Genomic DNA, 23954 nt, shown 5'->3' with positions numbered 1-23954 from the left:
ATGCTTGTGGTGGAAAATCTTCACGCGGGGTACGGCGCCAGCGAGGTGCTCATCGGCACCTCGCTGACCGTGAAACCCGGCGCCGTGGTGGCGCTCATCGGCGCCAACGGCGCCGGCAAGACCACCACCATGCGCGCCATCTCCGGCGTGCTGCGGCCGTCTCGCGGGCGTGTCGTCCTCGATGGCAAGGACGTGCAAGGCCTCGACGCCTCCCGCATCGCCCGGCTGGGCCTCGCCCACTCCCCCGAGGGCCGGAAGGTCTTCGGCCCCCTCTCCGTGGAGGACAACCTGCTGCTCGGCGCCTACAGCCGCCTGCCGAAGTTCCTCGGATACAAGGCCAGCGCCCGGGCGGACCTGGACCGCATCTATGAGCTGTTCCCCCGCCTCAAGGACCGTGCCCGCCAGTCCGCCGGCACCCTCTCCGGCGGCGAACAGCAGATGCTCGCCATCGGCCGCGCCCTCATGGCCCGGCCCAAGGTGATGCTGCTGGATGAACCTTCCATGGGTCTGGCCCCGGTGATCGTGCAGGAGGTCTTCCGCACCATCCGGCGCCTCAAAGAGGAGGGCATCACCCTCCTCCTCGTGGAGCAGTTCGCCAAGAGCGCCCTCGAAGTCGCCGACTACGCCTACGTCATGGAGCGCGGCCGCATCGCTGTCGAAGGCACCCCGGAGGAACTGGGCCGGAACGAGCGGGTCATCGCGGCGTATCTGGGCTGACCAGGGTTGGCCCCCAGCCCGCACTTGCGCTAGGATGGACCCCTGCCGCGGGCGTAGTTCAGTGGTAGAACGTCAGCTTCCCAAGCTGAATGTCGTCGGTTCAATCCCGATCGCCCGCTCCAAATCAGAAGGCCCGCCGAATGGCGGGCCTTCTGATTTGGAGCTGGAGAAAGACTGGGCTGAAACAGAGGGTGCCTAGCCCTTCCCCAGCGCCTTCTGCTCCAGGAAGCGCTTGGCTTCCCGGCGCAGCAGCTCGGCGACGTTGCGATCCTTCACCAGCAGCTTCATGTCGCTTTCGAGCAGGCGCTTGAAGTGGGTCATGGCCAGCGGGAGCGGCGTGCGCGGATTCAGGACCAGGGCCTTGGTGATGGGGTACTTCTTCATCCATTCGCGGTTGCCCGCGATGATTCGCAGCACCTCGTCATTCACGGTGCGCATCTGGGCGATGTAGGCCACCTCCCCTTCCGTGATTCGGCCGTTCCGCATGACGTTCACCTGGATGAGGCGGTTGGCCTCGCGGATGAGGATGGTGCGCTCCTCCTTGCCGCCCTTGATGGCGAGCATGATCTTCTGGTTGGTCCGGAGCCTCGCCACCCGCTGGGAGAGGGTGAGGACGATTTCCTGGCCCTGGTCATCCACCAGGGGTTTCTGCGCCAGCAGGCGGCGTTCGGCGGCCAATTCCTCGGATTCGATCTCCGCCTCGGCCTCCTCCTTCGACTTCTCCTTGGGCAGGGGCAGCTCGGCCCAGGCCTTGTCCAGGTGCCCGGCCTCGACTTCATCGAGGATCTCCAGCCGCTCCTTTTTGACCTCTTCAGGAACCAGGCGCAGCACATCGAACCGGAACTCGTTCACCCGGCGCTTGATGACGTACTCGCCTTCCGGATGGACTTCCAGGAGGTCGAGGATCGTTGGGCGCTCCATCCACATCACCTGGTTGTTCAGCACGATTTCCAGCACCTTGCCCGGCAGGCTGGGGACCGAGGCTTCCACGATCTCCGCTGTCAGCGAAGGGTTCAGCAGGGCCTCCTCCAGCAGGGCCGGCTCCTTCCGGTGGCAGAGCACCAGCTGCAGGGGGCTGGGCGGCTCCATGGGATCGAGCAGGGCGCCCGCGAGCATGGATTCCGGCATCGACCCGAGGCATTCGAGTGCCCGCGCCGTGTAGGGCGTCTCCTGAAGGGCGGCATGGGCCAGGGCCTGGAGCAGATCCCTGGTGGGCACCGGCAGGCCGCCCCCCACCAGGGTCATGCCCATGGGCTCGGGCAGGCTGCCCTGGAGGAAGCGCTCGACGATGGGATGCAGGCTCATGGCTGGGTTCCGTCTTCTTCTTCGGGGGGCTGGGGCTCGACCGGCACTGGAGCTGGCGGCGCGGGCGGCCGGAGCCAGTGGCCACTGGCGTCGAAGTGGCCGGACCAGGCCTCGCCCACGTTCTGGCCATGGAGGATCCGTACGCCGGCCACCTCCACGTTCACCACGCCCGCGTTGTCCAGACTGAGCGTGAAGGGCCCCTTCGCGCGGAGCCGCCAGGGTTCAGAGACCCGGAGGGTGCGAGCCTGGGTCGGCTCCCCCGACTCCGGGGAGGGCTCCAGACGCACCTCACAGGTATCCATGGATCGCAGGCTGATCAGCACGCCCTGGTCGTTCAGGGGTGCTTCCGGAAGCAGTTCGCCCAGCACGGGGTAGGCCGAGGTGGAGGGCGCGGGCGGTGGCGGCAAGGTGCTCTTGGGCAGGGTCGTCAGATAGCTGGCGGACGGCTTCCGGCCCAGGCTGGGGCCGGGCACCACCAGCCATAGCGCCACCAGCACCGAAGCGACCGTGAGAAGGCCCATGACGATGCGCTCCAGGCGCTCCTGCCGGGGGTCGGGGGGGGCCAGTTCCTGCACGCCGGGCACGGTCTGGAAGGCGCCCGTGTGGAAATCCAGATCCACCCCCAGGCGCGCAGCCAGCTGCCGGGCCAGGGGTCGAGGACGCCCCGGCGGGAGGGCCGCCCAGTCATCGGACTCGATGGCCTCGATGTGGCGCAGGGGCAGCTTCAGCTCCACCGCCAGGATCTCGCGGGAAAGCCCTTTGGCCACGCGTGCGTCCCGCAGGATCTGGCCTACGGTCTCGTCCTCTCTCATCCCGCCCATCCTACGGGCAGTTCCTTGACCAGGCGGGCCAGCTGGTCCCGGCGATCGGTGCGGTTGAGCCGCCGATCGTCCAGGCTGCCGCGATGGGCCATGGTGTCGGCCAGGGTCGCCTGCAGGTCGTCAGGCGTGATGAAGTCGCGGCCGTCCAGCCAGGCCTCGGCCTGGGCCAATCCCAGCCAGTGCTTGACCGCGCGGGTGGAGCAGAAGCCCCCGCCAGTGCGGATGCGATCCACCATCCGCTCCGCATAGTCCATCACGGCCTCGGCGATCCGGACCGCCCGCACCGCGGCGCGGGCCTGTCGCCAGCCCTCCAGGTCCAGGGCGGGATGCAGCCCATCCAGACGCTCAGAACCGGCTTCCCCCTTCAGGATCCGCCGCTCCGCCTCGCGGTCCGGATAGCCCAGGTGCAGAGAGCAGGAGAAGCGGTCCAGCTGGCTTTCCGGCAGGGGGAAGGTGCCCGCATGGTCCAGCGGATTCTGCGTGGCGATGACGAAGAAGGGATCCGGCAGCCGGTGGGTGCTGCGGTCCAGCGTCACCTGGCCCTCCACCATGGCCTCGAGCATGGCGCTCTGCGTCTTGGGCCCGATGCGGTTCAGCTCGTCCAGGAGCAACACCTGGCAGAACACCGGGCCGGGCTGGAACCGGAAGGCCTGGTCCTTGGCGTCCCAGAGGTGGACACCCAGCAGGTCTGAAGGCAGCAGATCATTGGTGCCCTGCACCCGCTGGAAGCTGCCGCCGAGGATGCGGGACAACCCCTTCGCCAGGGTGGTCTTGCCCACTCCGGGCAGGTCCTCCAGCAGCACGTGCCCCCCCGCCAGCAGGGCCGCAAAGGCCCGCCGGACCTGGGAATTCTTCCCCACCACCACGGCCTGGAGCGCCGTGAGGCCCGCGCGGGCCGCGGGACGGATGCCTTCCGGCGACCGCACCGGCGGAGCGAGGACAGGAGGTGCCTGGGGTGGATCCTGGATCATGGGGCCTTCCGGGGGACGGGGCTTCCTCTATCTTCCAGAGGGATACCATAGTCCCGCAAGCGCTGAGCCAGACCGCGCAGGGTGAGGCCGAGTCTTTCCGCCGCCCGCGGGAGGTCGCCGTCGGTTTGGGCCAGGGCACGCCGCAGCAGCTGGGCTTCAGCCGACCGCGATGCGGCCCGCACCATGGCCTCCAGAGGCCCCTCCTCAGGCCAGGGGAGGCTCAGGAGCTCCGAACAGCCCAGTTCCAGGTCCGGGAAAGCCCGGATGGCGGGCCCGTCCGAAAGGCCCAGGGTCCGGCTCAGCAGCGCCTCCAGCTCCCGCACGTTCCCGGACCAGGAATGGTCGAGCAGCTGGCGCTCCGCCGGCCGCTCCAGCCAGGGCACGGGCCGACCTTCCAGGCGGGCGCCACGGTCCAGCAACGCCTTGGCCAGGGCCAGAAGGTCCTCCCGCCGCTCGCGCAGCGGCGGCACCCGCAGTTCGAGCGATCCCAGGCGCTGGGCCAGGTCCGGGGACAGGGTGGCTCCCGTTTCCAGTCCGGCCATCCAGTGGAGTCCCGGACCGGCCGCATCGATGGCCCGGACCAGAGGCCCCACGGCCTCCGGCGCCAGATGCTCCAGCCTCGCAAGGTACAGGCTCCCTCCCCGCACCAGTTGGAGGTGGGCCGGGTCCGGCCCCTCGGGCCCCAGCGTGGCCGCAGCCAGCGTGAGGTAGGGCGCGCCGGGGTGCCGCAGGGTGTGGAGGCGCCGGGCGCACCGGCCCTTCCCGGCCCCCCGTTCCCCGAGGAAGAGCACCGGCAGGTCCGTACCCGCAGCCCGCCGCAGGGCCTGGTCCAGAGCCTGCATGGCGGCGCTGTGGGCGATCCAGGGCTCCGCCGGGTCCGGGGGCGGGGCGCCCACCAGGGCCCGCAGGCGGTCCAACAGCGTCAGGAAGACGTCCAGGTCGAAGGGTTTGGGCAGGAAATCCTCCGCGCCCAGGCGCATGGCCTCCACGATGTCCCGAGGTTCCCCGAAGGCGGACATCAGCACCACCCGCAGTGTGGGATGCAACTGGCGGGCCCGCCGGATCAGCTCCAGCCCGCTCATGCCCGGCAGCCGAAGGTCCGTCACCAGGACCTGGGACGGCGCCGCCTCCAGGGCCCGCAGGGCCTCCTGGGGATCCGCCACCGCCCGCACCGACCAGGATGAACCCTCCAGGGCCTGGATCAGCAGGCGCCGGAAGCTGTCCTTGTCCTCGACGAGAAGGAGGTCCATGGGTAGACGCTATCAGCTATCGGCCATCGGCTGTCAGCCGCAGCCCTCGAGGAGCCGCCGGCTCTGGGCCTCGGCCTGGGCCTCGAAGAGGGTGGCGCCCCCGACGAGCCTCAGGCCCGCTGTCCGGGCCCAGAGGGCGAAGGCGGTGTCCTCCTTGTAGATCCACTCCACTGCCCAGCGCACGCCGGGAAGTGCGGCCTCCAGCAGCTCCGGGAACGGCGGGGGATCCTCCGGGTTCATGCCCAGGCTGGTGGCCTGCACCACGCCCACAGGCGCGAAGGCGGCCACGGCGGCCGGGCTGGCGAGGGCCTGACGGGATACGTGCAGCACGGGGCGACCCAGGGCCGCCAGCACCTCCCGGCTCGTGCGGCCCACGCCCCCGCCCCCCAGGAGCAGTACGGGGCCCGGTTCCAGATGCGACAGCGACTGTCCAAGAGCCTCCGCGTCGGTGTTGGCCCCCTGCCAAGGGCAGCCCGGCGCCCGGCGCCAGAGGGTGTTCAAGGGGCCCGCCAGACCGAGGGCCTGCGGCAGGGACAGCTTGAGAGGGGCGGTGATGCTGAGGCCCAGGATATCGAGGGCCTCCAGGGCCTCCGCAGCTTCGTCTGCCTCGCCGCACAGGAGCGGAACATACAGCAGGTTTCGGCCAGCCGCCTGGAACCGGGGATTGTGGAAGGCCGGTCCCCGAGAATGCAGGACAGGATCACCGATGACGCCGCAGAGGCCGCAGGCCGCAGGCAGGCCGGCGCAGCGCCAGGCCCGCAGCGTGGCCAGAGGCACCTGCCCAGGGGCGGCGGGCGGGCCGTCGTCCGGCGCCGCGTAAGTGAAGGCGCCCCCCCAGGCCGCCTGCAGGGCCCGGCTGACGAGGCCTTTCGGGCCCATCAGGAAGGCGGACAGTGGGATTCCGTGGGCCCGGGCCCACACGAGGGCCGGCCTCAGGCGGCCGCTATCTCCGAGGCGTCCGGCCCAGCCCACCCACTTGAAGGCATCCCCTTCAGGGAGGGCTGCCACCCGCTGGTCCAGGTCGAAGACGCCGGGCGCCACATGCACCGAGCGCAGCAGGCCGACCCCAGGCCGGGCGGCCTGGAGCGCCGGCGGCACCGGCAGGTCCCACTCCAGGTCCACCCAGGCCGGACGCGCTTCCACGGCCCCCAGCAGGCGGGCCAGCCGTCCCGTCTCGTCCTCGTCCGGCCACCGACCGCCTTCCGATTGCCGCCGGCAGGTCACGAGACAGTGGCCCCCGAGCGCCCGGACCAGGTCCCGGGGATCGGTTTCCGGAAAGAGATCCAGCCTCAGTTCAGGCAGCGCCTCCGGGCCCAGGCTGCGGGCGCAGGCGAGGGCCCGGTCCCAGGTGGCGTGGGTCAAGGTCACCAGATGGAAGGGGAGGGGCATCACCGGGAGGCGCTCACAGGTCATCGTAGCCTGCCCAGGAGCCGTCGCGGGGCGGGCCCGGCACCCTTCTGCCACCCCGGGGGAAGGTTTACCAACTAAAGAAAGTGCTGACAGCGATCATTCTCTACCGGTCGGTCTGCTACGCTCGCCCCGCGAGGGTTGCGAAACCAGAGACCCTCGATCTCAAGGAGAAGACATGTTGTCCCCCGCATTCATGTTCTGGGTCCAATTCATCCTCGTCCTCGGCGCCATCCTGATCGGCATCCGCAAGGGCGGCGTCGCCCTGGGCCTCATCGGCGGCCTCGGCGTGGCCGTCCTCGTGCTCTTCTTCCGCGTGGCGCCCGGTACGCCGCCGGTAGACGTGATGCTCATCATCCTGGCGGTGGTGACGGCCTCGGCCACCCTCCAGGTGGCGGGCGGGCTCGACTACCTGGTGCAGCTGACGGAACGGCTGCTCCGGGCCCATCCCAAGTACGTCACCATCCTGGCCCCGCTCTCGACGTTCTTCCTCACGGTCTGCGTAGGCACGGGCCATGCGGTCTACGCCCTGCTGCCGGTCATCTCCGACGTGGCCCTGAAGACCCGCATCCGACCCGAGCGCCCCATGGCCATCTCCAGCGTCGCCTCCCAGATGGGCATCACCGCCAGCCCGGTGGCCGCCGCCGTCACCACCTTCCTGGCCATGGCCGCCAAGAACGGGCACCCGGTAGGCCTCTTCGACATCGTCCGCATCACCCTGCCGGCCGGCATCATCGGCGTGCTGGCCGCCGCGGCCTGGAGCTTCAACCGCGGCAAGGAGCTGGACCAGGACCCCGAGTTCCTCGAGCGCATGAAGGATCCCGAGTTCGCCAAGGGCCTGGAAGGCGACGTCACCACCCTGGACAAGGTGATCCCCTTCAAGGCCAAGCTCTCCGTGGGCCTCTTCTTCGCGGGCGTGCTCACCATCGTGCTCATCGCCCTCAAGCCCGGCCTGCTGCCCATGGCGAACGGCAAGCCCATCCCCATGACCACGGTCGTACAAGTCATCATGCTGGCCTTCGGCGCTTTCATCCTCTTCGCCACGGAAGTGAAGGCCCCCGAGATCGCCCGCTCCAGCGTCTTCATCGCGGGCATGATCGCCGTCGTCTCCATCTTCGGCATCGCCTGGATGAGCGAGACCTTCATCAAGGCCAACGAGGGCTACCTGGTGGCGCACATCAAGGCCATGGTGCAGATGGCCCCCTGGACCTTCGCCATCGCCATGTTCTGCGTGTCCGCCTTCGTGAAGAGCCAGGCCGCCACGCTCACCATCATGCTGCCCTTCGGCTACGCCCTGGGCCTGCCCACCTCCCTGCTGCTGGGCCTCATCCCCGCCAGCTACGCCTACTTCTTCTTCGCCTTCTATCCCAGCGATCTCGCCGCCATCAACATGGATCGCACCGGCACCACGCGGATCGGCAAGTACCTCCTCAACCACAGCTTCATGATCCCCGGCCTCATCGGCGTCAGCGTCTCCACCTGCGTCGCCTTCGGATTGTCGAAGATCTTCGCCTGAACTCCATTCCATGCGAAAAAGCCCCGCCGACGGCGGGGCTCTTTCGTAGGTGAGAGACGCTACCAGAGGCCCAGCACCTTCCACCAGAGGCCGCCGAGGCCCACCCAGATGACGATGTTCACGACGCTCACGATGAGCCCCGTGCGCCACCAGGTGCCCAGTTCCACATAGCCGGTGCCGAAGAGCACCGGCGCAGGTCCCGTCCCGTAGTGGGTCATGCCGGCGAAGAGGTTGCTGAAGAAGGCGAGCACCAGGGCCGCCAGCACCGGCGGCGCGCCGGCCACGATGGACACGCCGAGGAAGGCCGCGTACATCGAGGCCACGTGGGCGGTGTTGCTGGCGAAGAAGTAGTGGCTGTAGAAATAGACCAGGGCCAGCACCAGGAACGCCGCGATCCAGCCCTTGCCCGCCACCATGCCGCCCATGGACTTGCTGAACCAGGGCACCATGCCCAGCTTGTTGAGGAAGCTGGCCATCATCACCAGGGCCGCGAACCACACCAGGGTGTCCCAGGCGCCGGTCTCGGCCTTGATGTCATCCCAGGTGAGAACGCCGGAGATCAACAACACCGCCAGCCCCGTGAGCGCCGAGGTGGTCGCATTGAGGTCGCCCAGCTGCTTGGCGAAGATCCACAGCACCAGCAGCAGCACGAAGACGCCCAGCATCATCCATTCCTGCCGCTTGACGGGGCCGAGGTCGCGCAGGTGGCCCTTGGCCATCTCCACGGCCTCCGGCGTCTCCGTGATCTCGGGCCGATGGAGGCGGTAGATGATGAACGGGATCAGCAGCAGCGCGACGACGCCTGGAACCACCGCCGCCAGTGCCCAACCCACCCAGGTGATGTTCACCTTGAGGTCGCCCGCCAGCTTCTGGGCCAGGGGATTGGCCGCCATGGCCGTGAGGAACATGGCGCTGGTGATGCAGTTCACCTGGTAGGCCGTGAGGGTGAGGAACGAGCCCATCCTGCGGGCGCTCCCATCCCCGGGGTTGCTCCCGTAGGCGCGGGCCAGCGAGGCCATGACCGGCATGACGATGCCGCCGCCGCGGGCCGTGTTGCTGGGGATGGCCGGTGCCAGCACGAGGTCGGTGGCCGCCAGGCCGTAGCTGAGGCCCAGGGTGCGCTTGCCGAGCAGCGCCATGAAGTTGTAGGCGATGCGGGCGCCCAGCCCCGTCTTGATGAAGCCCCGCGAAATGAAGAAGGCGAGGACGATGAGCCAGATCGTCACATCGGAGAACCCGCTGATGGAATCCGCGATGCCGAGGGTGCCCGACAGGGCCGTGATGGCGATGCCGACCATGGCCACTGCGCCCATGGGCAGCGCCTTGACGATGATCCCCACGATGGTGCTCACGAAGATGGCGAAGAGGTGCAGCCCGCGCACCCAGTCCGCCTTCCGCTTGGCCTCGGCATCTGCCTTGGCCTTGGCGTCGGCCTCGGCCTTCACCTTCGCGTCGGCCTCCGCCTTGGCCTTGGTCTCCGCCTCGACCTTGGCCTTGGCTTCCGCCTCGGCCTTCGCCTTGGCCTCCAGCTGGGCCTTGGTCAAGGGTTTGGTGGGAGCCGGAGCAGCGACGGGAGCAGCGACGGGAGCAGCGGCGGGCGCCGCCACCGGTGCAGCTGGCTTGGCCGCGGGTTTCGCAGGCGCCGCGGTGGCCGGCTTGGGGGCCGGGGGCTGGCCGGTGAAGAGCTTGGCGTCCGGCACCGACACCATCTGGGGCAGTCCGAAGTACAAGATCAGGCCGAGGGCCAAGGTGGCCAAGGCGGGAATGGGCCTGGCGCCTTGCCAGCCGGGCAGGCCTCCGCCCGGGGCCGTTCCTGAAACGGGGTCGTGGCTCATGAGGAGCCTCCATGTGTGGGAAGGGGGTCGAATTTCGGTGCGTAGTCTACCCCCGAGTCGCATAGTGTGAAGAGGTATCTGCGCGTCCGTTCAACCCCATAACAACGTCGATTAGATACATTTGCAGCTTTTTCACAGGAGCCTCACATGCGCGATTTGAGGATCGCGGTCATTCCTGGCGATGGCATCGGCAAGGAAGTGGTACCCGAAGGCATTCGCGTGCTGGAGGCCGCTGCGGCGAAGCATGATCTGCGTTTCAAGTGGGACGAGTTCCCCTGGAGCTGCGAGCACTTCCTCGAACATGGCCGCATGATGCCGGAGGACGGTCTTGATCGCATCCGCCATCACGACGCCATCTTCCTCGGCGCGGTGGGTTTCCCCGGCGTGCCCGATCACGTCTCACTCTGGGGCCTGCTCATCCCCATCCGGCGCGGTTTCAAGCAGTACGCCAACGTCCGCCCGGTGAAGCTCATGCCCGGCGTGCCCTGCCCCCTGGCCGGTCGGCAGGTGGGCGACATCGACTTCATCGTGGTGCGCGAGAACAACGAAGGCGAGTATTCCTCCATCGGCGGCCGCCTCTACGAAGGCACCGACCAGGAGATGGCCACGCAGCAGACCGTCTTCACCCGCCAGGGCGTGGACCGCATCCTGAAATACGCCTTCGACCTGGCCCAGTCGCGCCCGAAGAAGCACCTCACCTCGGCCACGAAATCCAACGGCATCGCCATCACCATGCCCTACTGGGACGAGCGGGTGAAGGCCATGTCCGCGAAGTACCCCGAGGTGAAGGTGGACCAGTTCCACATCGACATCCTCTGCGCCCACTTCGTCCGCAACCCCCACTGGTTCGACGTCGTGGTGGGCTCCAACCTCTTCGGCGACATCCTCTCGGACCTGGGTCCCGGGTGCACGGGCACCATCGCCATCGCCCCCAGCGCGAACCTGAACCCCGAGCGGGAATTCCCATCCATGTTCGAACCCGTCCACGGCTCGGCGCCGGACATCTACGGCAAGGGCATCGCCAACCCCATCGGCCAGATCTGGGCCGGAGCCATGATGCTCGACCACCTGGGCTGCCCCGAGGCCGGCGCCTCCGTCGTGGCCGCCATCGAGACGGTACTGGCCAGCGGCCTGCGCACCCCGGACATGGGCGGCAAAGCCAGCACCACCGACATGGGCAGGGCCATCGCCGACGCGGTGTGAAACTTCGAATCGGGCGTCAGGATCGGAAAGGAATTCCATAAGCGGAGGGGCTGAGGAAAGCTGAGAGCAGAAGACAGCCTTCCTGCCTCAAGGCTTTCCCCCGCTCTCGTTCACTCCTCCACCGTCCTCCGCTTATCCAGTTCCTGTTCGGTGACTGCCCTCAATCACCGCGGACGGATGGCGCCATGCCCCGGCGAGTTCCGATCTGGATAAAACCCAATTCCGGCGCCTTGCTTCTCCAGCACCATCGCCTGGAGGGTCCGGGCGGCCTTGCCACGCAGGCGGATTACCCGCCCATCGGCGCCCAGCCGGAATTCGGCCGCGCTGAGGAAGGCCCAGGATGACTCGCTGGCCTCCTTCTCCACACGGATCTGGTCCCATGGGATGGAGGCCGGCCCCTGCCACCAGGCGGGCTGGAAGGGGAAGGGCTGCTTCAGGTGCAGGCAGCGCCGCCCCGCCTTGAGGGAGATGGGCGAGTGGCCGCGCAGGGCGCCGAACTCCACCTGCGGCCAGCCCAGGCTCCGCTCGATGGGATCTGTGGGATCGGCGGGGAAGGCCGCGTAGAGCGCCGGAAGGCCCATGAGCCGGTTGGAGAACCAGGAAATCACCAGGAAGACCGCCGGGACCAGCAGGAACACGAAGGGCGGCGGGGGACCACCCCGCGAGGCGAGCAGCGCCAGGGCCATCATGACGTCGCCTTCCGCTTGGCGGCCTGCCAGGCGGCTTCCATCTGGTCGAGGTTCCGCTGGTCCCAGCCGCCAGCGCTGCGCGCATCATCCTCCACCGAGGTGAAGCGTCCCTTGAAGCGCGCCATCTGGCGGCGCAGCGCGGTATCGGGGTCCACGCCCATCTTGCGGGCCCACTGCATGAGGCTGAAGAGCACATCGCCGAACTCCTCCTCCACCCGCACGGGATCGGACTCGGCCTGCAGCTCTGCGACTTCCTCCTTCACCTTGTCGAGCACACCCTCCATATCGGGCCACTCGAAACCCACCTTCGCGCAGCGGCGGCCGATCTCCAGGGCCTCCTCCATGGGCGACAGCGAGGCGGGGATGCCCTCCAGCAGCCGCGGCTCCTCGCCGTGCAGCCCTTTCTCCTCCCGCTTGATGGCGGCCCAGTTGGTGAGCACCTCCTCCGCGCCATCCACCGCGACCTCCGCGAACACATGGGGATGGCGGCGCACCAGCTTCTCCACGATTGTGCGCTCCACATCGTGGATGTCCCAGGCGCCGCGATCTGCCGCCAGCTGGGCGTGGAAGGCGATCTGCAGCCAGAGGTCGCCCAGTTCCTCGCAGAGGTGCGCCTCGGTGGCCGCTTCTCCAGGTTGGTGGGCCGCCAGGGCGTCCAGCACCTCCGCCGCCTCCTCGCGCAGGTAGCGGGCCAGGCTCTGGTGGTCCTGCTTCAGGTCCCAGGGGCAGCCCGTCTCCGGCTTGCGGAGCGCGGCCATGACAGCGCGGAGGGTCGTGGGTTCCATGCCTCAGGGTACCGGGTGATGGAAAGAGAAAACAGCCACCGATGAACAGAGATGAACACCGCTGAAAGCAAATTGAGCTTGGTCGGTGTTCATCAGCTTTGATCGGGGTTCATCGGTGTGCTTCAGTCTGTTCCATTCGATGAAGGACGGCCCTGGCGAAGTCCGTGAGCGAGGGGTCCCGGGCACCCATCACCAGGATGAGGTCGCCGGCCCTCGCCTCGGCCGCCAGCCGTCCCACAAGCCACTCCCGCGAGGGGGCCGATTCGGCGACCACCCCCCGGGCGGCGATGTCCCCGATCACTTCGGCGCTGCTGATGTCCCGGGCAGCGGTGCCCCCGGCGTAGAACACCTCCAGGAACCACAACCGGTCCCGGGGCGCCAGTTCTGTAGCGAAGGCCTCCACGAAATCGGCCCGGAGGAACTTGAGGGGTCCGAAACCGTGGGGCTGGAAGACCGCCAGCACGCGCCCTTCCCCCGCAGCCACCCGCAGGTGCGCCGTCCGGATGGAGGCCGCCACCTTGGCGGGGTTGTGGCCGAAGTCGTCCACCACGGTGACGCCCCGTCGTGTGCCCAACACCTGGAAGCGCCGCGCCACGCCCTGGAAGGCGGCCAGCGGGGCCACCATCGCTTCCAGCGGTACGCCCAGGGCCGCACAGGCCGCGATGGCTGCGATGGCATTCTCCACGTTGTGGCGGCCCGGCACGGGCAGGCGAAAGGGCACGCCGAGCACCATGAAGGCCGAACCATCGGCTTCGAGTCGCAGGCCTTCGGCCCGGAAGTCCGCCCCGTCACCGAAACCGGACACTGCGGCCCCGGCCGCGAACTCCGCCAGGTTCTCCGCCTCGCCCACCACCACGGCTTCCCGCACCTGGGCACGGAAGGCGCGGAACATCTCCGCCACGGCGTCCATTTCCTTGTGATCCTTCTGCAGGTTCAGGATGACGCCCACGGCGGGGTGATAGCGCACCACCGAGCCGTCGCTTTCGTCAGCTTCGATGACGAGCAGATCGGAAGCCCCGGCCCAGGCGTTGCCCCAGCGGCCCTCCCGCTGGAGGGCCACCAGCTCGCCACCGGTGATGACCGAAGGATCGCGGCCCGCCCCCCGCAGGATCTCGAACACCATCGCCACGGTCGTGGATTTGCCGCTGGTGCCCGTCACGGCCACGGTGCGGTACCGCGCCACGAAGTGAGCCAGCAGCTCGGAGCGGTGCAGCACGGGCACACCCAGGCGCCGCGCGGTCACCACGTCGGGAACTTCGTCCTCCACGGCCGTGGAGACCACCAGGGCGGAACAGTCACCTTCCAGCCCCGAACCGTCCTGGGGATGGAGCACCACACCCAGGGCTTCCAGCTGGGTCCTCGCCTCGGGCCGCTGCCCCCGGTCGAAGCTGCGATCGCTGCCGCTGGCCCGGCCGCCCTTCAGGGCCGCGAACTGGGCCAGGGCGCTCATGCCGCTGCCCGCCACACCGGCGAAGTGCAGTCGGCCGAGGCCCAGGCCATCGCCCGGCAGTTCCTCGGCGATGAGCACGGGATCACCCTCGGCCACCAGCTCGAAGAGGCCCGCCACAGCGGTGTTCGACAGCCGCACACAGCCATGGGACACCGGCTGGCCCAGCTGCGGTTCCTGGTTCGTGCCATGCAGGTAGATGAAGCGCTCCAGAGAGTCGCGGCCCGGGCCGCGGTTCCAGCCCTCCTCCAGGCCATCCAGGGTGAGCACGCGGGTGAGGATCAGGTCCTCCTCGCGCGGCTCCCCGCGCCAGACCTCGCCCGTGGCCTCGCGGGCGCGGAAGATGGTGCCGGGTTCCGCGCCTGCGCCGATGCGCGCATGGATGCGGTGCCAGCCCGTGGGCGTGCGATAGGAGTTCTCCTCGCAACCCAGGCCATTTTTTGCCGTGGAGATGACCGCCTCGAAAACCAGGCGGCCTCCCTCCAGCAGGCCCAGCCGCTGGCGGGCCGGATCCACCACCAGAATCCTGGAGCCTCGGTCCAGCGCCGGCGCGCCTGCGCGCGCACCGCTCGCCAGGATCAGGGCACGATAGCGGGCCATGTGGACGGGATCCATCAAGCCCCCGCGATGCGTCCCGCCAGGGCGCTGGCGGCGACGGTGGCGGGGCTGGCCAGCCACATTTGGCCGGGGCCGCTACGCCCCGGGAAATTCCGGTTGATGGCGCTGATCGTCACCTGGTCCGGGCGAGTGGAGACGCCTGGCCCGGCGTTGATGCAGGCTCCGCAGGAGCTGCCCAGCACCACGGCCCCCACGGCCTCGAAGGCCGCAAGCCAGCCCTGTGCCTGGGCGAACCGGCGCACGTCCTCGCTGCCGCATTGCACGAAGAACTGCACGCCTTCCGGTACGTGCCGCCCTTCGGCCGCGGCGACCCGAACCACCTCGTAGGCGCGGCGCAGGTCCTCGCGCTTGCCGCCGGTGCAGCTGCCCAGGTAGGCGATGTGGATGGGCACAGCCTCGCCCAGCTCCGCCAGCGCCACGCCGTTCCCCGGATCGCCGGGCCGGGCCAGCATGGCGCCCAACGCCGCGCAGTTCACCTCCAGGGTGTGGGCGTACTCGGCGTCCTCATCACCCTGCATCCAGGGTTCGAGCGTGAGCTCCACGCCCCGCCGCTCTTTGACGAACCGCACGGTTTCCGCATCCGGAGCCATCAGGCCCGTGAAGCCGCCGATCTCCGCGGCCATGTTGGTGAGCGTGGCCCGCTCGTCCGTGTCCAGGTCCAGCAGGCCTTCGCCCTGGTACTCGATGACATGGCCGATGGCGCCGCCTTCGCGGATGAGGGGCTGGGCCAGCAGGTGCAGCACCAGATCCTTGGCGGACACGCCGGGGCGCAACCGCCCGGTCAGGCGCACCCGCAGCGTGGGCGGGACGGTGACCCGCACATCACCGGTCACCCAGGCGCAGGCGATGTCCGTGGTGCCCACGCCGAAAGCCAGACAGCCCAGCGCGCCGGCATGGGGCGTGTGCGAATCCGTGCCCACCACCACCTGGCCCGGAAGCGCGTAGCGCTCGGCCATGAGCGCGTGGCAGATGCCCTCGCTGCCGGAACCGTCGGGCAACTCGCCATGGAGCCGGATGCCATGCTTCGCGCAGAAGGCCTCCTGGGCGGGTTTCAGGCGCTGGGCCACCGTCAGCAGGCCCATGGCCCGGTGCTCGGCTTTCATGCTGTGGTGCAGGAAGGTCAGGTGATCACGGAAGGCCAGGATGGAGGCGGGATCGCGCAGCACGGCCTCCGGTCCCATGGCCTGCTCCAGGAAGCTCGCCGCCATGGGCGTCACGTACTCGTGGCTGAACCGCCAGTCAGCCTTCACGAAGAGTCCATCGCCGGGCCGAACCGCCGGAAGGCCCACCGCGCCAGCGGCTGCGTCCACCACAGCGTGGCGGGCGAGCACCTTCTCGGCGTAGGTCATGGGGCGCGGCGCGGCGGCGGGCAGTGGTGGCACCACCTCGCCCCTGAGGCGGGCGGCGTTGTAGGGGAAGAGCCCACCCCGGCACACGATCTCGGCGGTGACCGGATCCAGACCGGCGGTGAACTCCGCCAGGGGGATGGCCTCGCCCCGCCGGATGCGCGGAATCAACCCGAAGTCCGTGCTGGTGAGCAGGCCCAGGTTCTGGGCGTTCTGCCGGTAGATGCGCTCGAAACTCTCGGCGATCACCAGGCGGAGGCCCGCGCACCGTTCGGCGTAGGGACTGGCCTCCCGGCTGCTGCCCTTGCCGCGGCGCTTGCCGGCCACGCTCACGGCGAAGCCCCCCGCGCGCACGGAGCCCTCCTTCACTGGGAAGGCCTCGCCGCACTTCAGGCCCAGGTAGGGGAAGTCGCCCAGCTTCTCGTCGAAGTGGTAGCAGATGAAGGCCGGCGTGATCTCGTCCGTGCTGATCTGGTCGCGCAGGGGAAGCGCTTCGTCCAGTTCCAGGTCCTCACCCGCGAGCTGGCGGAGGATCTGGTCCGGATCCTCCGTGAGAAAAAGAATGCGGCCAGTGAAATGGATCGGGTCGAACACCATCGATTCAGCTTACGCCAGGTGCCGGCGAGGTCCGAACCGCCTCAGGATGAATGACTCTCAACCGCTTGGTTCGCCGTGATGCATCGGGCAGGAATTATCAGTGTTGATCCGGTCCGAGAACGACTTATTCTTCCCTTCCCTTCCGGAGGTCATCATGGCCCAAGCCACCCTTCCCGCGATCGGAACCTTCTGCTGGCCCGAACTGGCCACCCGCGACCTCAAGGCCGCCCAGGCCTTTTATGGAGAGCTGTTCGGATGGCAGTCCAACGAGGTCGCCACCTCCATGGGCAGCTATGTGATCCTCTCCACCGGCGAACGCCAGGCCGCCGGGCTTTGCCTCCAGAGTGACGAGCAGCGCCAGCAGGGCACCCCTTCAAACTGGCTTTCGTACGTCTCCGTGTCTGACGCCGATGCCACCGCGGTGAAGGCGAAAGAACTCGGCGCCCAGATCCTGGTGGGTCCCTTCGATGTGATGGAGGAGGGCCGCATGGCCGTCCTCCAGGATCCCTTGGGCGCGGTCTTCGCGCTCTGGCAGGCCCGGAACCACAAGGGCGTCTCGGCCTACCTGGAACCCGGTGCCCTCTGCTGGACCGAACTGGCCACCAAGGACGCCAAGGCGGCCCAATCGTTCTACACGCGCCTCTTCGGCTGGACCACCAAGGCTCCGACCGATCCAGGCATGCCGTACTTCGAGTGGGAGCTGGGTGGTGCCCACTTCGGCGGCATGATGGAGATCAGCGAACACTGGGGCCCGGCCTGGAAGGACATCCCCTCCCACTGGATGGTGTATTTCATGGTCAAGGACGTGGATGAACGGGCGGCGCGGGCCCAGGCCCTGGGCGCCACCATCCATCTGCCCCCCCGAGACATCCCGAAGGTGGGGCGCTTCGCAGTGATCGCGGACCCGCAGGGTGCCGTCTTCGCCCTCTTCCAGGGCAGACTCTAGCTTCACCCCATCCAGAGGAAGGCCCCCAACCGGGGGCCTTCGTGCGAATGCTGGGTGCTGCGGTCAGTCCTTCTCTTCCTCGGCCTTGAGCTTGGCTTCCTGCTCGTCGAGGTGCTTCATGAGGCGCTCGGCCAGCTCCTCGTCCTCGAGGGGCGTGAACATGTCGTCCTTCACCTCGAAGATCTCCAGGCTCAGGCCCGCCTCGGGATCCGCGGTGCCCTCTTCCTGGGCCTGGAGCTCAGCCAGGGGCGCCAGGATGGCGAAGTTGCGACCCTCGAACTCGAGCTCTTCCAGGATCGCGAATTCTTCCTTCTCGCCATTCTCGTCTTCGAGTTCAACGACTTCAATTTCGAAGGAATCGTCGTGGTCGTGGTTGCAGTTCGGTCCGTGTTCGTGATCTTCGTGAGCCATGGGCTCCTCCTTGCGCAAGGGACCAGAATACGGTCGGAAGCCTTTCGGGCCAAGGAAATATGCTCAACGGGGCCAGCCGGCGGCCACGACATCCCGGGGGCACCCAAAAAATCGGCCTCCCGAAGGAGGCCGATTCATGGTGAACAGTAGGGTCTAGATCTTGGTGACGTTGGTCGCCTGGGGGCCCTTCTGGCCCTGACCTACGTTGAAGCTGACGCGCTGATTCTCGTCCAGGGTGCGGAAACCCGTGGTCTCGATGGCGGAGTGATGAACGAACAGATCCGCACCACCGTCATCGGGGGTGATGAATCCGAAACCCTTTTCGGCGTTGAACCACTTCACGGTTCCCTGAGCCATTTGACTACCTGCTTTCTTCGTCCTGGATGTAGATGCATTGTTCCTTCCAGGCGAGGCAGCAACGCTTTTAGATACCCGCACGACCGGCGGGCGATTTCCAGTGTATGCCGATTCCGCCGCCAATTTTCAAAAAATCGACGAACATTCGCAATTCAGTTCAATCCCCTGACCGGATGAACGGGATTCTCCTGCAGCAGAAGGTCCACGGCCAGCCGTACCCCCGCCTGCTGGGCCGGAGTCGTCACGGCCCGAATGAGTTCCTGGAAGTTGGGATGGCTCGCCCCGCTCTCGATGAAACAGTGGCGCTTCGCCTTCAGCAGGCTCTGGCGGATGTCCCGACGCTCGCCCAGCGTGAAGACGCGGCCGAGGTACCGGCCCAGGTTCGTCATGTCGCAGGCGACCTGCTGCTGGAGGAGCCCATCCAGCGCGGCCAGCAGCCAGATCAGATCCTCGATGGCCTGGTCCCGGTCGCCCTCGGACATGTCCTTGAAGGCCCGCAGCGCCTCGAGGTGGTCCAATCGCGCATGCTGGGCCTCCTCCAGCCAATGGCACCGGAAGATCTCCCTGGTGAGGGGATCCAGCACAGCCGAATGCTTCATCGCGCTGAGGAAGTGATCCTGCGTCAACCATTCGATGGCTGCCGTCAGCAACAGCACGGCTCCCCGCTGCCTGCCCAGGATGGCGTTGGCGGCCACGCTCTGGCCCTCCAACAGCTCGAGTGGAAAACCCACCGCCTCATCCACCATCTTCCGAACCTCGTCGAAGAGATGCATGTGCTTGACCTCTTCCGACGCAAAGTTCGTGAGGGCCTCGAAGGCCTCCTTGTTGACCCGTTCAGAGTCCCGGGCCAGGCTCAGCATTTCGGGGGCGATGAAGGCCTCCACGTAGCGGAACAGGTGCGCGTAGGCGCCCATTTCCAGGTGGGTCAGCTTGCGCTTCTCGTCGGCATTCAGACAGGAGATGCCACCGGCGCCTGAGAGCTCCATGGGCAGCCAGGGACGCCGCAGATCGAACCCACCCATTCCCAGCACATCCCTGATCCTCCAGTTGACCCGGTAGGACCGTTCCAGGCATTCCCCGTAGGAATAGGGGGCCATGCGAACACCTCCCGGGCCGAGGTCCCTTGGGCGCTCCGGATAGAGCCTCGGGGAATATGTGTCTCGCACCGACCGCAGTCAATCGCCGGCCGCTTTTCTACAGGTAGTTCCTCGCCCCGATGAAGGCCCGGCTGTAGTAGCGATCCGCAAGCCGATCCTGGCGGATGCCCTGCCCTGGGCGCGGCGCGTGGATGAAGGTCCCCTGCCCCAGGTACAGCCCCACATGGCTCACGCGGCTGCCGCCATTCGTCGCGAAAAAGAGGAGGTCCCCGGCCCTGGCCTCTTCCAGCTCCACCGGACTGCCCGCCTCGAACTGCGCCTGCGAGGACCGCGGCAACCGCAGCCCGTTCAGCCGATACACCGCCCCGGTGAGACCGCTGCAGTCAAACCCCCGTTCCGTGGTGCCGCCGAAGAGGTAAGGCACGCCGAGGTAGCCCTTGGCCGTATCCACCAGGCTGGCCCGCAGGCCCCGCTCATCCGACGGGTGGAATCGGGGCGGGCCCGAGGCGCCTGGCGCCGACCCATCCGGCGCCACCACCCAGTAGGCCTCGATGGTCCCCGCGGCCTTCAGGGCTTCGCCCCGGCTCCGGGCCTTCTCCTTCGTGGCGAAGTCCCCGAAGCGCACGCGGTAGAGGCCATCCCCCGAGGCGTAGTAGGCCGCCTCCAGCCCATGGGCCTGGAGCGTTTCCGAAAACCGCGCCGCGTTCTCCACCTTCGCGAAGGCACCGGCCTGCAACGTGTAGCCCAGGCGCGGCAGCGCCTTCGCCACCGCGGGCTGAGCTACCGGGCGCGCAGGCACAGGGCGCGGGGGCCGGGAACAGGCGGTCGCCAGCAGCAACCCCGCCGCCAGCGGTGGTCCCAGCCTGAAACCTTGCAGGCGCTCGAAGGAGGACATGCAGGGATCCTAGCAGGAGCCCGCACGGAGAACCCCGGCGATGCCAGGTCCGGGTGATGGCGCCTTAGGCGAGGAACTGCAGGCCCACGCGGAAGCCGTTCCGCGTCCGCTGGGTCCATTTCACCTGGGAGAAGACCGGTACGCTGGCGAGCTCGGATTCGATGGGGACATGGAGCTTCACGACCTCCCCCTGATGCAGGGGGCAATCCGTCAGCAGGCTCGCCCCCTCGGGGCTGATGTCCCGCCCGATCCCCTGGGTCGGATCGTCTTCCGGCCGGCTGGGCTCCGCGGCCGTACGTTCAAAGCGGACGACCTGATAAAGGACCGTCCGGGGGGTGGCTCGCTTTTCCGATGGGGTATCCATGCTGCGAAGCTTAGTGGCCCAGCCTCCCTCCGCCAATCCCCTCGAAAGGGTGATTTTTTCTTATCCCATCCTTTTCGACAAATGACCTATTCTTCATCCAGATGAACAGTCTCTCAAACATCGTCCGCCAGCGCTCCGCCCCCGGAGTTCTCGTCGTGGATGCCGCAGGCCGGATGCTGTTCGCCAACGAACGGGCTCTGGATCTGCTGGCCACCCTGCGTGGACCCGAAGACGGCACCGAGGCCCTCCCCGAGAGCATCCGCGACCTCTGCCTGCAGGTCCTGCGCGGGGGGAACGATGCTACCAACCTCTGGCCCCTGGACATGACCTGCCCCGGGCTCTCCCCCGAGGTGCTGCCCGCCTGCTCGTTGCGGGCCCTTCCCCTGGGCACCCCCGGCAGCAGTGAGCCCCCCACCCACGTCATGGTCCTCATGGAACGGATCGTCGAGAAGCACCTGATCGATCTGGAGAAGGCCCGGATCACCTTCCAGCTTTCGAAGCGGGAAGCCGACGTGTTGAACCTCGTCGGCCTGGGCTCCACCAACAAGAAGATCGCCGAGGTGCTCTGCATCTCCGAGCACACGGTCAAGGATCACATCAAGAGCATCATGAAGAAGCTGGGCGCCGGTTCCCGGGGCGAGGTCGTGGCCACCCTGAGATAGGCACCCGCACCCACCGGCGGCCCTGGCGCGAGCCTCCGCAGGACCGAAACTGAGTCTCTGGATTCCCATCCTGGGGAGGTGTCCGATGCGGAAACTCTCGTTCGCTGTCCTGGCTTGCCTGATGAGCCTGCCCTTGGCGGCCGCCCGACGGAGCGATACCCCGAAGGCCGAGGACAAGGCCAAGGCCGAAGTCATCGTCGGCTGTTCGGATACGAAGCTGTACCACAAGGCCAACTGCAAGTGGGTGAAGGAGATCGAGAAGGCCGGCACCCGCGTGGACTTCAAGTCCGTGGCCGAGGCCAAGAAGGCCGGCATGAAGCCCTGCGAGGACTGCAAGCCCGGCAACTGAGGCCTTTCGGACAAGGAAGGTCCGCCACGCCTGGGCGAACCGGGCCTGGGTGACTGTATGGACTCAGGCATCTTGGCGACTACCTCGGGGCGGCCAAGGCATCTCTGTCCTGGCGGAACGCGGGTTCAAAAAGCAAAAGCGCCTTCAGCCGGTGATGAACGGTGATCCACAGTGATTGGGCCCCAGTGGGTACCAGCCCTGCCTTATCACCGTTCATCACCGGCAAAAGATCCTTGTCAGGAATCCTTCGCCGGTGACTCAAACGCCCGTCTGAGCTACTTGAGCTTGTCGAGCTCGCCCTGGATGCGGGTGCGCTGGTCCGCCTGCTTCACCTTGTCGAGGGCCTTGCGGTAGTTCGCGGCGGCCTGGGCCTTGTCGCCTTTGAGGGCGTAGGCCTCGGCGAGGCTGTCGTAGACATTCCAGGAATCGGGGTGATCCTTCACGTTCCGTTGGAAGAGAGTGAGGGCCTCATCCACCTTCTTCTGGCTTAGCAGCGTGTAGCCGAGCTGGTTGACCTCCACTTCCGTGGCCTTCGTCAGGGCCTTTTCCCGCAGGACCTCGGCACCCTTGGCGTCGCCCTTCTTGTCCAGCAGCGCGGCCTTGGTGCGCAGGGCCGCGAAGGACTCCCGCATGGTGAGGGAGCGGTCGACCCAAGTCATGGCCTCATCCAGGTTCACGTCGTTGCGGGCGCACCAGCCCGCGGCGCCGCTCCAGGCCTCCGGGAAGAACTGGTGGAGGCCGCGCAGCTGCTCCCGCAGGCTCTGCACCACCACGGCTTTGGTATCCACCGCCACCGGAATGGGCACCCGCAGCTTCTCCCAGCGCAGCGACAGGGTGACGCCCTGCTCGCTGGGATCGTCGAAGGTGTAGACGAGGCGCTCGGTCGGCTCGGCAGCCACGGGCGTCACCGGCACGCGGGCCACGTCCTCCTTGGCGTCGTAGCTGTAGCTGCCCCAGCCATGGGACTGGCTGCTGAAGATCACGGTCCATTCCGTGGCCGTGGGCAGCATGTGGAGGCCGTAGCGCCCGGCGGGCAGCGTGGTCCCGCCCACACGGACGGGGCTGGAGAAGGTCACCACGGTGTTCTCGTTGGCCCCGGCCCGCCAGACCTGGCCATAGGGCACGAGCCCGCCCCAGACCTTGCGGCCGTTCACCGCCGGCCGATGGTAGCTCACGTCGATGTCCGTCAGCCCCACCGTCTGGCTGACGTGGGCCCGGGGACTGGCCTCGGGCAGCATGAGGGGCGGCGCCTGGGCGAAGAGCACGGGCGCGGCCGCGAGCAGGGCAAAAGCGATAGGACGCATGGAACACCTCCGCGAGCATCCTGCCCCGAAACCCCTCGGAACCGGAAGCAGGCTGGGGTGAGCGGTGCGATTCCGGGGGTGGACCGGGAGACCAAGGATGGTTTGAGCCACGGAGGGATGCCGATCGAAAAGCAAAAACAACAGGGCGTGTTTTCAACTTCGCAATCGTCACCCGGCAAACGATGTGCCACGAATGTCGAGCCTTAGAGTGCCTAACAAAACCCCGACGAGGCCGCGAGGGGTGTGTTAGGCACTCTTAGCTGGCGCTGCGGCACCGACTCGAAGGCCGGCGCGGCGAAGCGCACTCACGGGCCCGGGTTCGGGTTGTTGGGCAGCGACGGGATCGCGCTCAGGTACTCGTAGATGGCCGTCAGTTCGCGATCGGTCTTCTTGCCGAAGACCGGCCACGGCATCACCTGAAGGATTTGTGGACGACCCGATGCCGGGGTCCAATCCGGATCGACGCCGGTGCGCATCAGGTTCATGAATTCGCTCAAGCTCAGGCCGGCTGGGCGCCCCGTGCTATCCGGCGTCAAGTTGCGCGAGGTGAACGGCCCGAACTGCCGACCTCCCGTCAAGTACTGTGCGCTGTTCACGAGCTCCGGCTGACCGGCAAAGGGGTCGTTGCCGGGCAGGTACGAGGGATGCGTATGGCAGTCATTGCAGCCGGTCGTGTTCACGATGTAGCTGCCCAGTCCGACCAGCGCACGGTTGCGGCCCTGCAGGTTGAGCGTCACGCCCTGCGGAACGATGGCGAAGCCGTGTGCAATCTCGCTCTCGTTTTGTTCGCCGCCGGCCTGGCCTGAGGCCGGCACGCAAATCCCAACGCCGACCGCCAAGGCGATGGCCAGCGCGAAGCGCCCGAGCGTGCGGCCGGTGCGTGAGGCGAAGGTGAGGCTTGGAGCCTGGTTCATGACTTTCTCCCCTGAATTGGTTCACCAATTGAAAATAAGTCTCACACGCTATATGCATGCGGATTTTTTCAATATAGGCGCCAGCGATCTCAATGCAACATGCCGACTGACTGACGAACCATAGGTCGTCAATGCCCGGGGCCGTGAC

Annotated in this window: 23 protein-coding genes and 1 tRNA gene; 7 read left to right on the top strand and 17 right to left on the bottom strand. The window is 67.6% G+C overall.

Annotated elements, in window-relative coordinates:
* Both NOV65_RS00240 and NOV65_RS00235 read left to right on the top strand, forming a co-directional pair.
* On the top strand, window positions 1-717 hold the full coding sequence (locus NOV65_RS00240; RefSeq protein WP_257303185.1) for an ABC transporter ATP-binding protein: 717 nt from the start codon (window positions 1-3) through the stop codon (window positions 715-717).
* Window positions 718-764: 47 nt separating this feature from the next.
* A tRNA-Gly gene (locus tag NOV65_RS00235) sits at window positions 765-839 on the top strand.
* Between the two features lie 73 nt (window positions 840-912).
* Here NOV65_RS00235 and NOV65_RS00230 read toward each other — a convergent pair.
* From NOV65_RS00230 to NOV65_RS00210, 5 genes are read right to left on the bottom strand one after another with little or no spacing between them, the layout of a single operon-like run.
* Entirely contained in the window at window positions 913-2022 is a 1110-nt protein-coding gene (locus NOV65_RS00230) for a hypothetical protein (protein WP_257303184.1), read from the bottom strand.
* The gene (locus tag NOV65_RS00225) at window positions 2019-2834 is read right to left on the bottom strand and encodes a helix-turn-helix domain-containing protein (RefSeq protein ID WP_257303182.1); all 816 of its coding nucleotides are present in this window, start codon (window positions 2832-2834) and stop codon (window positions 2019-2021) included. Before NOV65_RS00225 ends, NOV65_RS00230 begins: the two co-directional genes overlap by 4 nt.
* A complete protein-coding gene (locus NOV65_RS00220) occupies window positions 2831-3814 on the bottom strand; it encodes an AAA family ATPase (protein WP_257303180.1) in 984 nt (327 codons plus the stop codon). The genes NOV65_RS00225 and NOV65_RS00220 overlap by 4 nt, the downstream gene beginning before the upstream one ends.
* Complete coding sequence (locus NOV65_RS00215; RefSeq protein ID WP_257303179.1) at window positions 3811-5064, bottom strand: sigma-54-dependent transcriptional regulator; 1254 nt, start codon at window positions 5062-5064, stop codon at window positions 3811-3813. The genes NOV65_RS00220 and NOV65_RS00215 overlap by 4 nt, the downstream gene beginning before the upstream one ends.
* A 33-nt stretch (window positions 5065-5097) precedes the next feature.
* On the bottom strand, window positions 5098-6477 hold the full coding sequence (locus NOV65_RS00210; protein WP_257303178.1) for a bifunctional type I 3-dehydroquinate dehydratase/shikimate dehydrogenase: 1380 nt from the start codon (window positions 6475-6477) through the stop codon (window positions 5098-5100).
* Window positions 6478-6649: 172 nt separating this feature from the next.
* On the opposite strand from NOV65_RS00210, the gene NOV65_RS00205 reads away from it, so the two are divergent.
* The gene (locus tag NOV65_RS00205) at window positions 6650-7987 is read left to right on the top strand and encodes an anaerobic C4-dicarboxylate transporter (RefSeq protein ID WP_257303176.1); all 1338 of its coding nucleotides are present in this window, start codon (window positions 6650-6652) and stop codon (window positions 7985-7987) included.
* Between the two features lie 59 nt (window positions 7988-8046).
* Here NOV65_RS00205 and NOV65_RS00200 read toward each other — a convergent pair whose 3' ends face one another.
* Window positions 8047-9822 (bottom strand): anion permease, encoded by a 1776-nt coding sequence (locus NOV65_RS00200; protein WP_257303174.1) that lies wholly within the window; start codon window positions 9820-9822, stop codon window positions 8047-8049.
* 147 nt (window positions 9823-9969) lie between these two features.
* Between NOV65_RS00200 and NOV65_RS00195 the strand changes: the two genes are divergently transcribed.
* Window positions 9970-11025, top strand: a complete 1056-nt coding sequence (locus tag NOV65_RS00195; RefSeq protein ID WP_257303172.1) for a tartrate dehydrogenase — start codon at window positions 9970-9972, stop codon at window positions 11023-11025.
* 164 nt (window positions 11026-11189) lie between these two features.
* Here NOV65_RS00195 and NOV65_RS00190 read toward each other — a convergent pair whose 3' ends face one another.
* The 4 genes from NOV65_RS00190 to NOV65_RS00175 form a co-directional block, all read right to left on the bottom strand.
* Complete coding sequence (locus tag NOV65_RS00190) at window positions 11190-11714, bottom strand: hypothetical protein (protein WP_257303170.1); 525 nt, start codon at window positions 11712-11714, stop codon at window positions 11190-11192.
* Window positions 11711-12499, bottom strand: coding sequence for a nucleoside triphosphate pyrophosphohydrolase (mazG, locus tag NOV65_RS00185; protein ID WP_257303168.1), 789 nt, complete (start codon window positions 12497-12499; stop codon window positions 11711-11713). The genes NOV65_RS00190 and mazG overlap by 4 nt, the downstream gene beginning before the upstream one ends.
* Window positions 12500-12608: 109 nt before the next feature.
* The gene (locus tag NOV65_RS00180) at window positions 12609-14561 is read right to left on the bottom strand and encodes a L,D-transpeptidase family protein (protein ID WP_257303166.1); all 1953 of its coding nucleotides are present in this window, start codon (window positions 14559-14561) and stop codon (window positions 12609-12611) included.
* Window positions 14561-16504 carry an aconitase family protein gene (locus NOV65_RS00175; protein WP_257303163.1) on the bottom strand — a complete coding sequence of 648 codons (1944 nt, stop codon included), beginning with the start codon at window positions 16502-16504 and terminating at the stop codon, window positions 14561-14563. Before NOV65_RS00175 ends, NOV65_RS00180 begins: the two co-directional genes overlap by 1 nt.
* 157 nt (window positions 16505-16661) lie before the next feature.
* Between NOV65_RS00175 and NOV65_RS00170 the strand changes: the two genes are divergently transcribed.
* The gene (locus tag NOV65_RS00170; RefSeq protein ID WP_257303162.1) at window positions 16662-17453 is read left to right on the top strand and encodes a VOC family protein; all 792 of its coding nucleotides are present in this window, start codon (window positions 16662-16664) and stop codon (window positions 17451-17453) included.
* Between the two features lie 63 nt (window positions 17454-17516).
* Here the strand turns inward: NOV65_RS00170 and NOV65_RS00165 are convergent, their stop codons facing one another.
* The 5 genes from NOV65_RS00165 to NOV65_RS00145 form a co-directional block, all read right to left on the bottom strand.
* Window positions 17517-17864 (bottom strand): DUF1292 domain-containing protein, encoded by a 348-nt coding sequence (locus NOV65_RS00165; RefSeq protein WP_257303161.1) that lies wholly within the window; start codon window positions 17862-17864, stop codon window positions 17517-17519.
* A 153-nt stretch (window positions 17865-18017) separates the two neighbouring features.
* Window positions 18018-18221: a cold-shock protein gene (locus NOV65_RS00160; protein WP_243285857.1), complete on the bottom strand. Its 204-nt coding sequence runs from the start codon at window positions 18219-18221 to the stop codon at window positions 18018-18020.
* 152 nt (window positions 18222-18373) lie between these two features.
* A complete protein-coding gene (locus NOV65_RS00155) occupies window positions 18374-19318 on the bottom strand; it encodes a diiron oxygenase (protein WP_257303160.1) in 945 nt (314 codons plus the stop codon).
* 97 nt (window positions 19319-19415) lie between these two features.
* Entirely contained in the window at window positions 19416-20213 is a 798-nt protein-coding gene (locus NOV65_RS00150; protein WP_257303159.1) for a C40 family peptidase, read from the bottom strand.
* A gap of 64 nt (window positions 20214-20277) precedes the next feature.
* Window positions 20278-20577 (bottom strand): PilZ domain-containing protein, encoded by a 300-nt coding sequence (locus NOV65_RS00145; protein ID WP_257303158.1) that lies wholly within the window; start codon window positions 20575-20577, stop codon window positions 20278-20280.
* A 101-nt stretch (window positions 20578-20678) separates the two neighbouring features.
* Between NOV65_RS00145 and NOV65_RS00140 the strand changes: the two genes are divergently transcribed.
* Both NOV65_RS00140 and NOV65_RS00135 read left to right on the top strand, forming a co-directional pair.
* The gene (locus NOV65_RS00140) at window positions 20679-21239 is read left to right on the top strand and encodes a helix-turn-helix transcriptional regulator (protein WP_257303157.1); all 561 of its coding nucleotides are present in this window, start codon (window positions 20679-20681) and stop codon (window positions 21237-21239) included.
* A gap of 85 nt (window positions 21240-21324) precedes the next feature.
* A complete protein-coding gene (locus NOV65_RS00135) occupies window positions 21325-21588 on the top strand; it encodes an Ada metal-binding domain-containing protein (RefSeq protein WP_257303155.1) in 264 nt (87 codons plus the stop codon).
* A gap of 275 nt (window positions 21589-21863) precedes the next feature.
* Here the strand turns inward: NOV65_RS00135 and NOV65_RS00130 are convergent, their stop codons facing one another.
* Entirely contained in the window at window positions 21864-22892 is a 1029-nt protein-coding gene (locus tag NOV65_RS00130; protein WP_257303153.1) for a DUF2911 domain-containing protein, read from the bottom strand.
* Window positions 22893-23197: 305 nt separating this feature from the next.
* Window positions 23198-23806: a hypothetical protein gene (locus NOV65_RS00125; protein WP_257303151.1), complete on the bottom strand. Its 609-nt coding sequence runs from the start codon at window positions 23804-23806 to the stop codon at window positions 23198-23200.
* Between the last annotated feature and the right edge of the window lie 148 nt (window positions 23807-23954).

This window comes from Geothrix campi (genome assembly GCF_024609265.1).
GTDB lineage: Bacteria > Acidobacteriota > Holophagae > Holophagales > Holophagaceae > Geothrix > Geothrix campi.
This window is presented reverse-complemented; position numbering and strand designations above follow the sequence as displayed.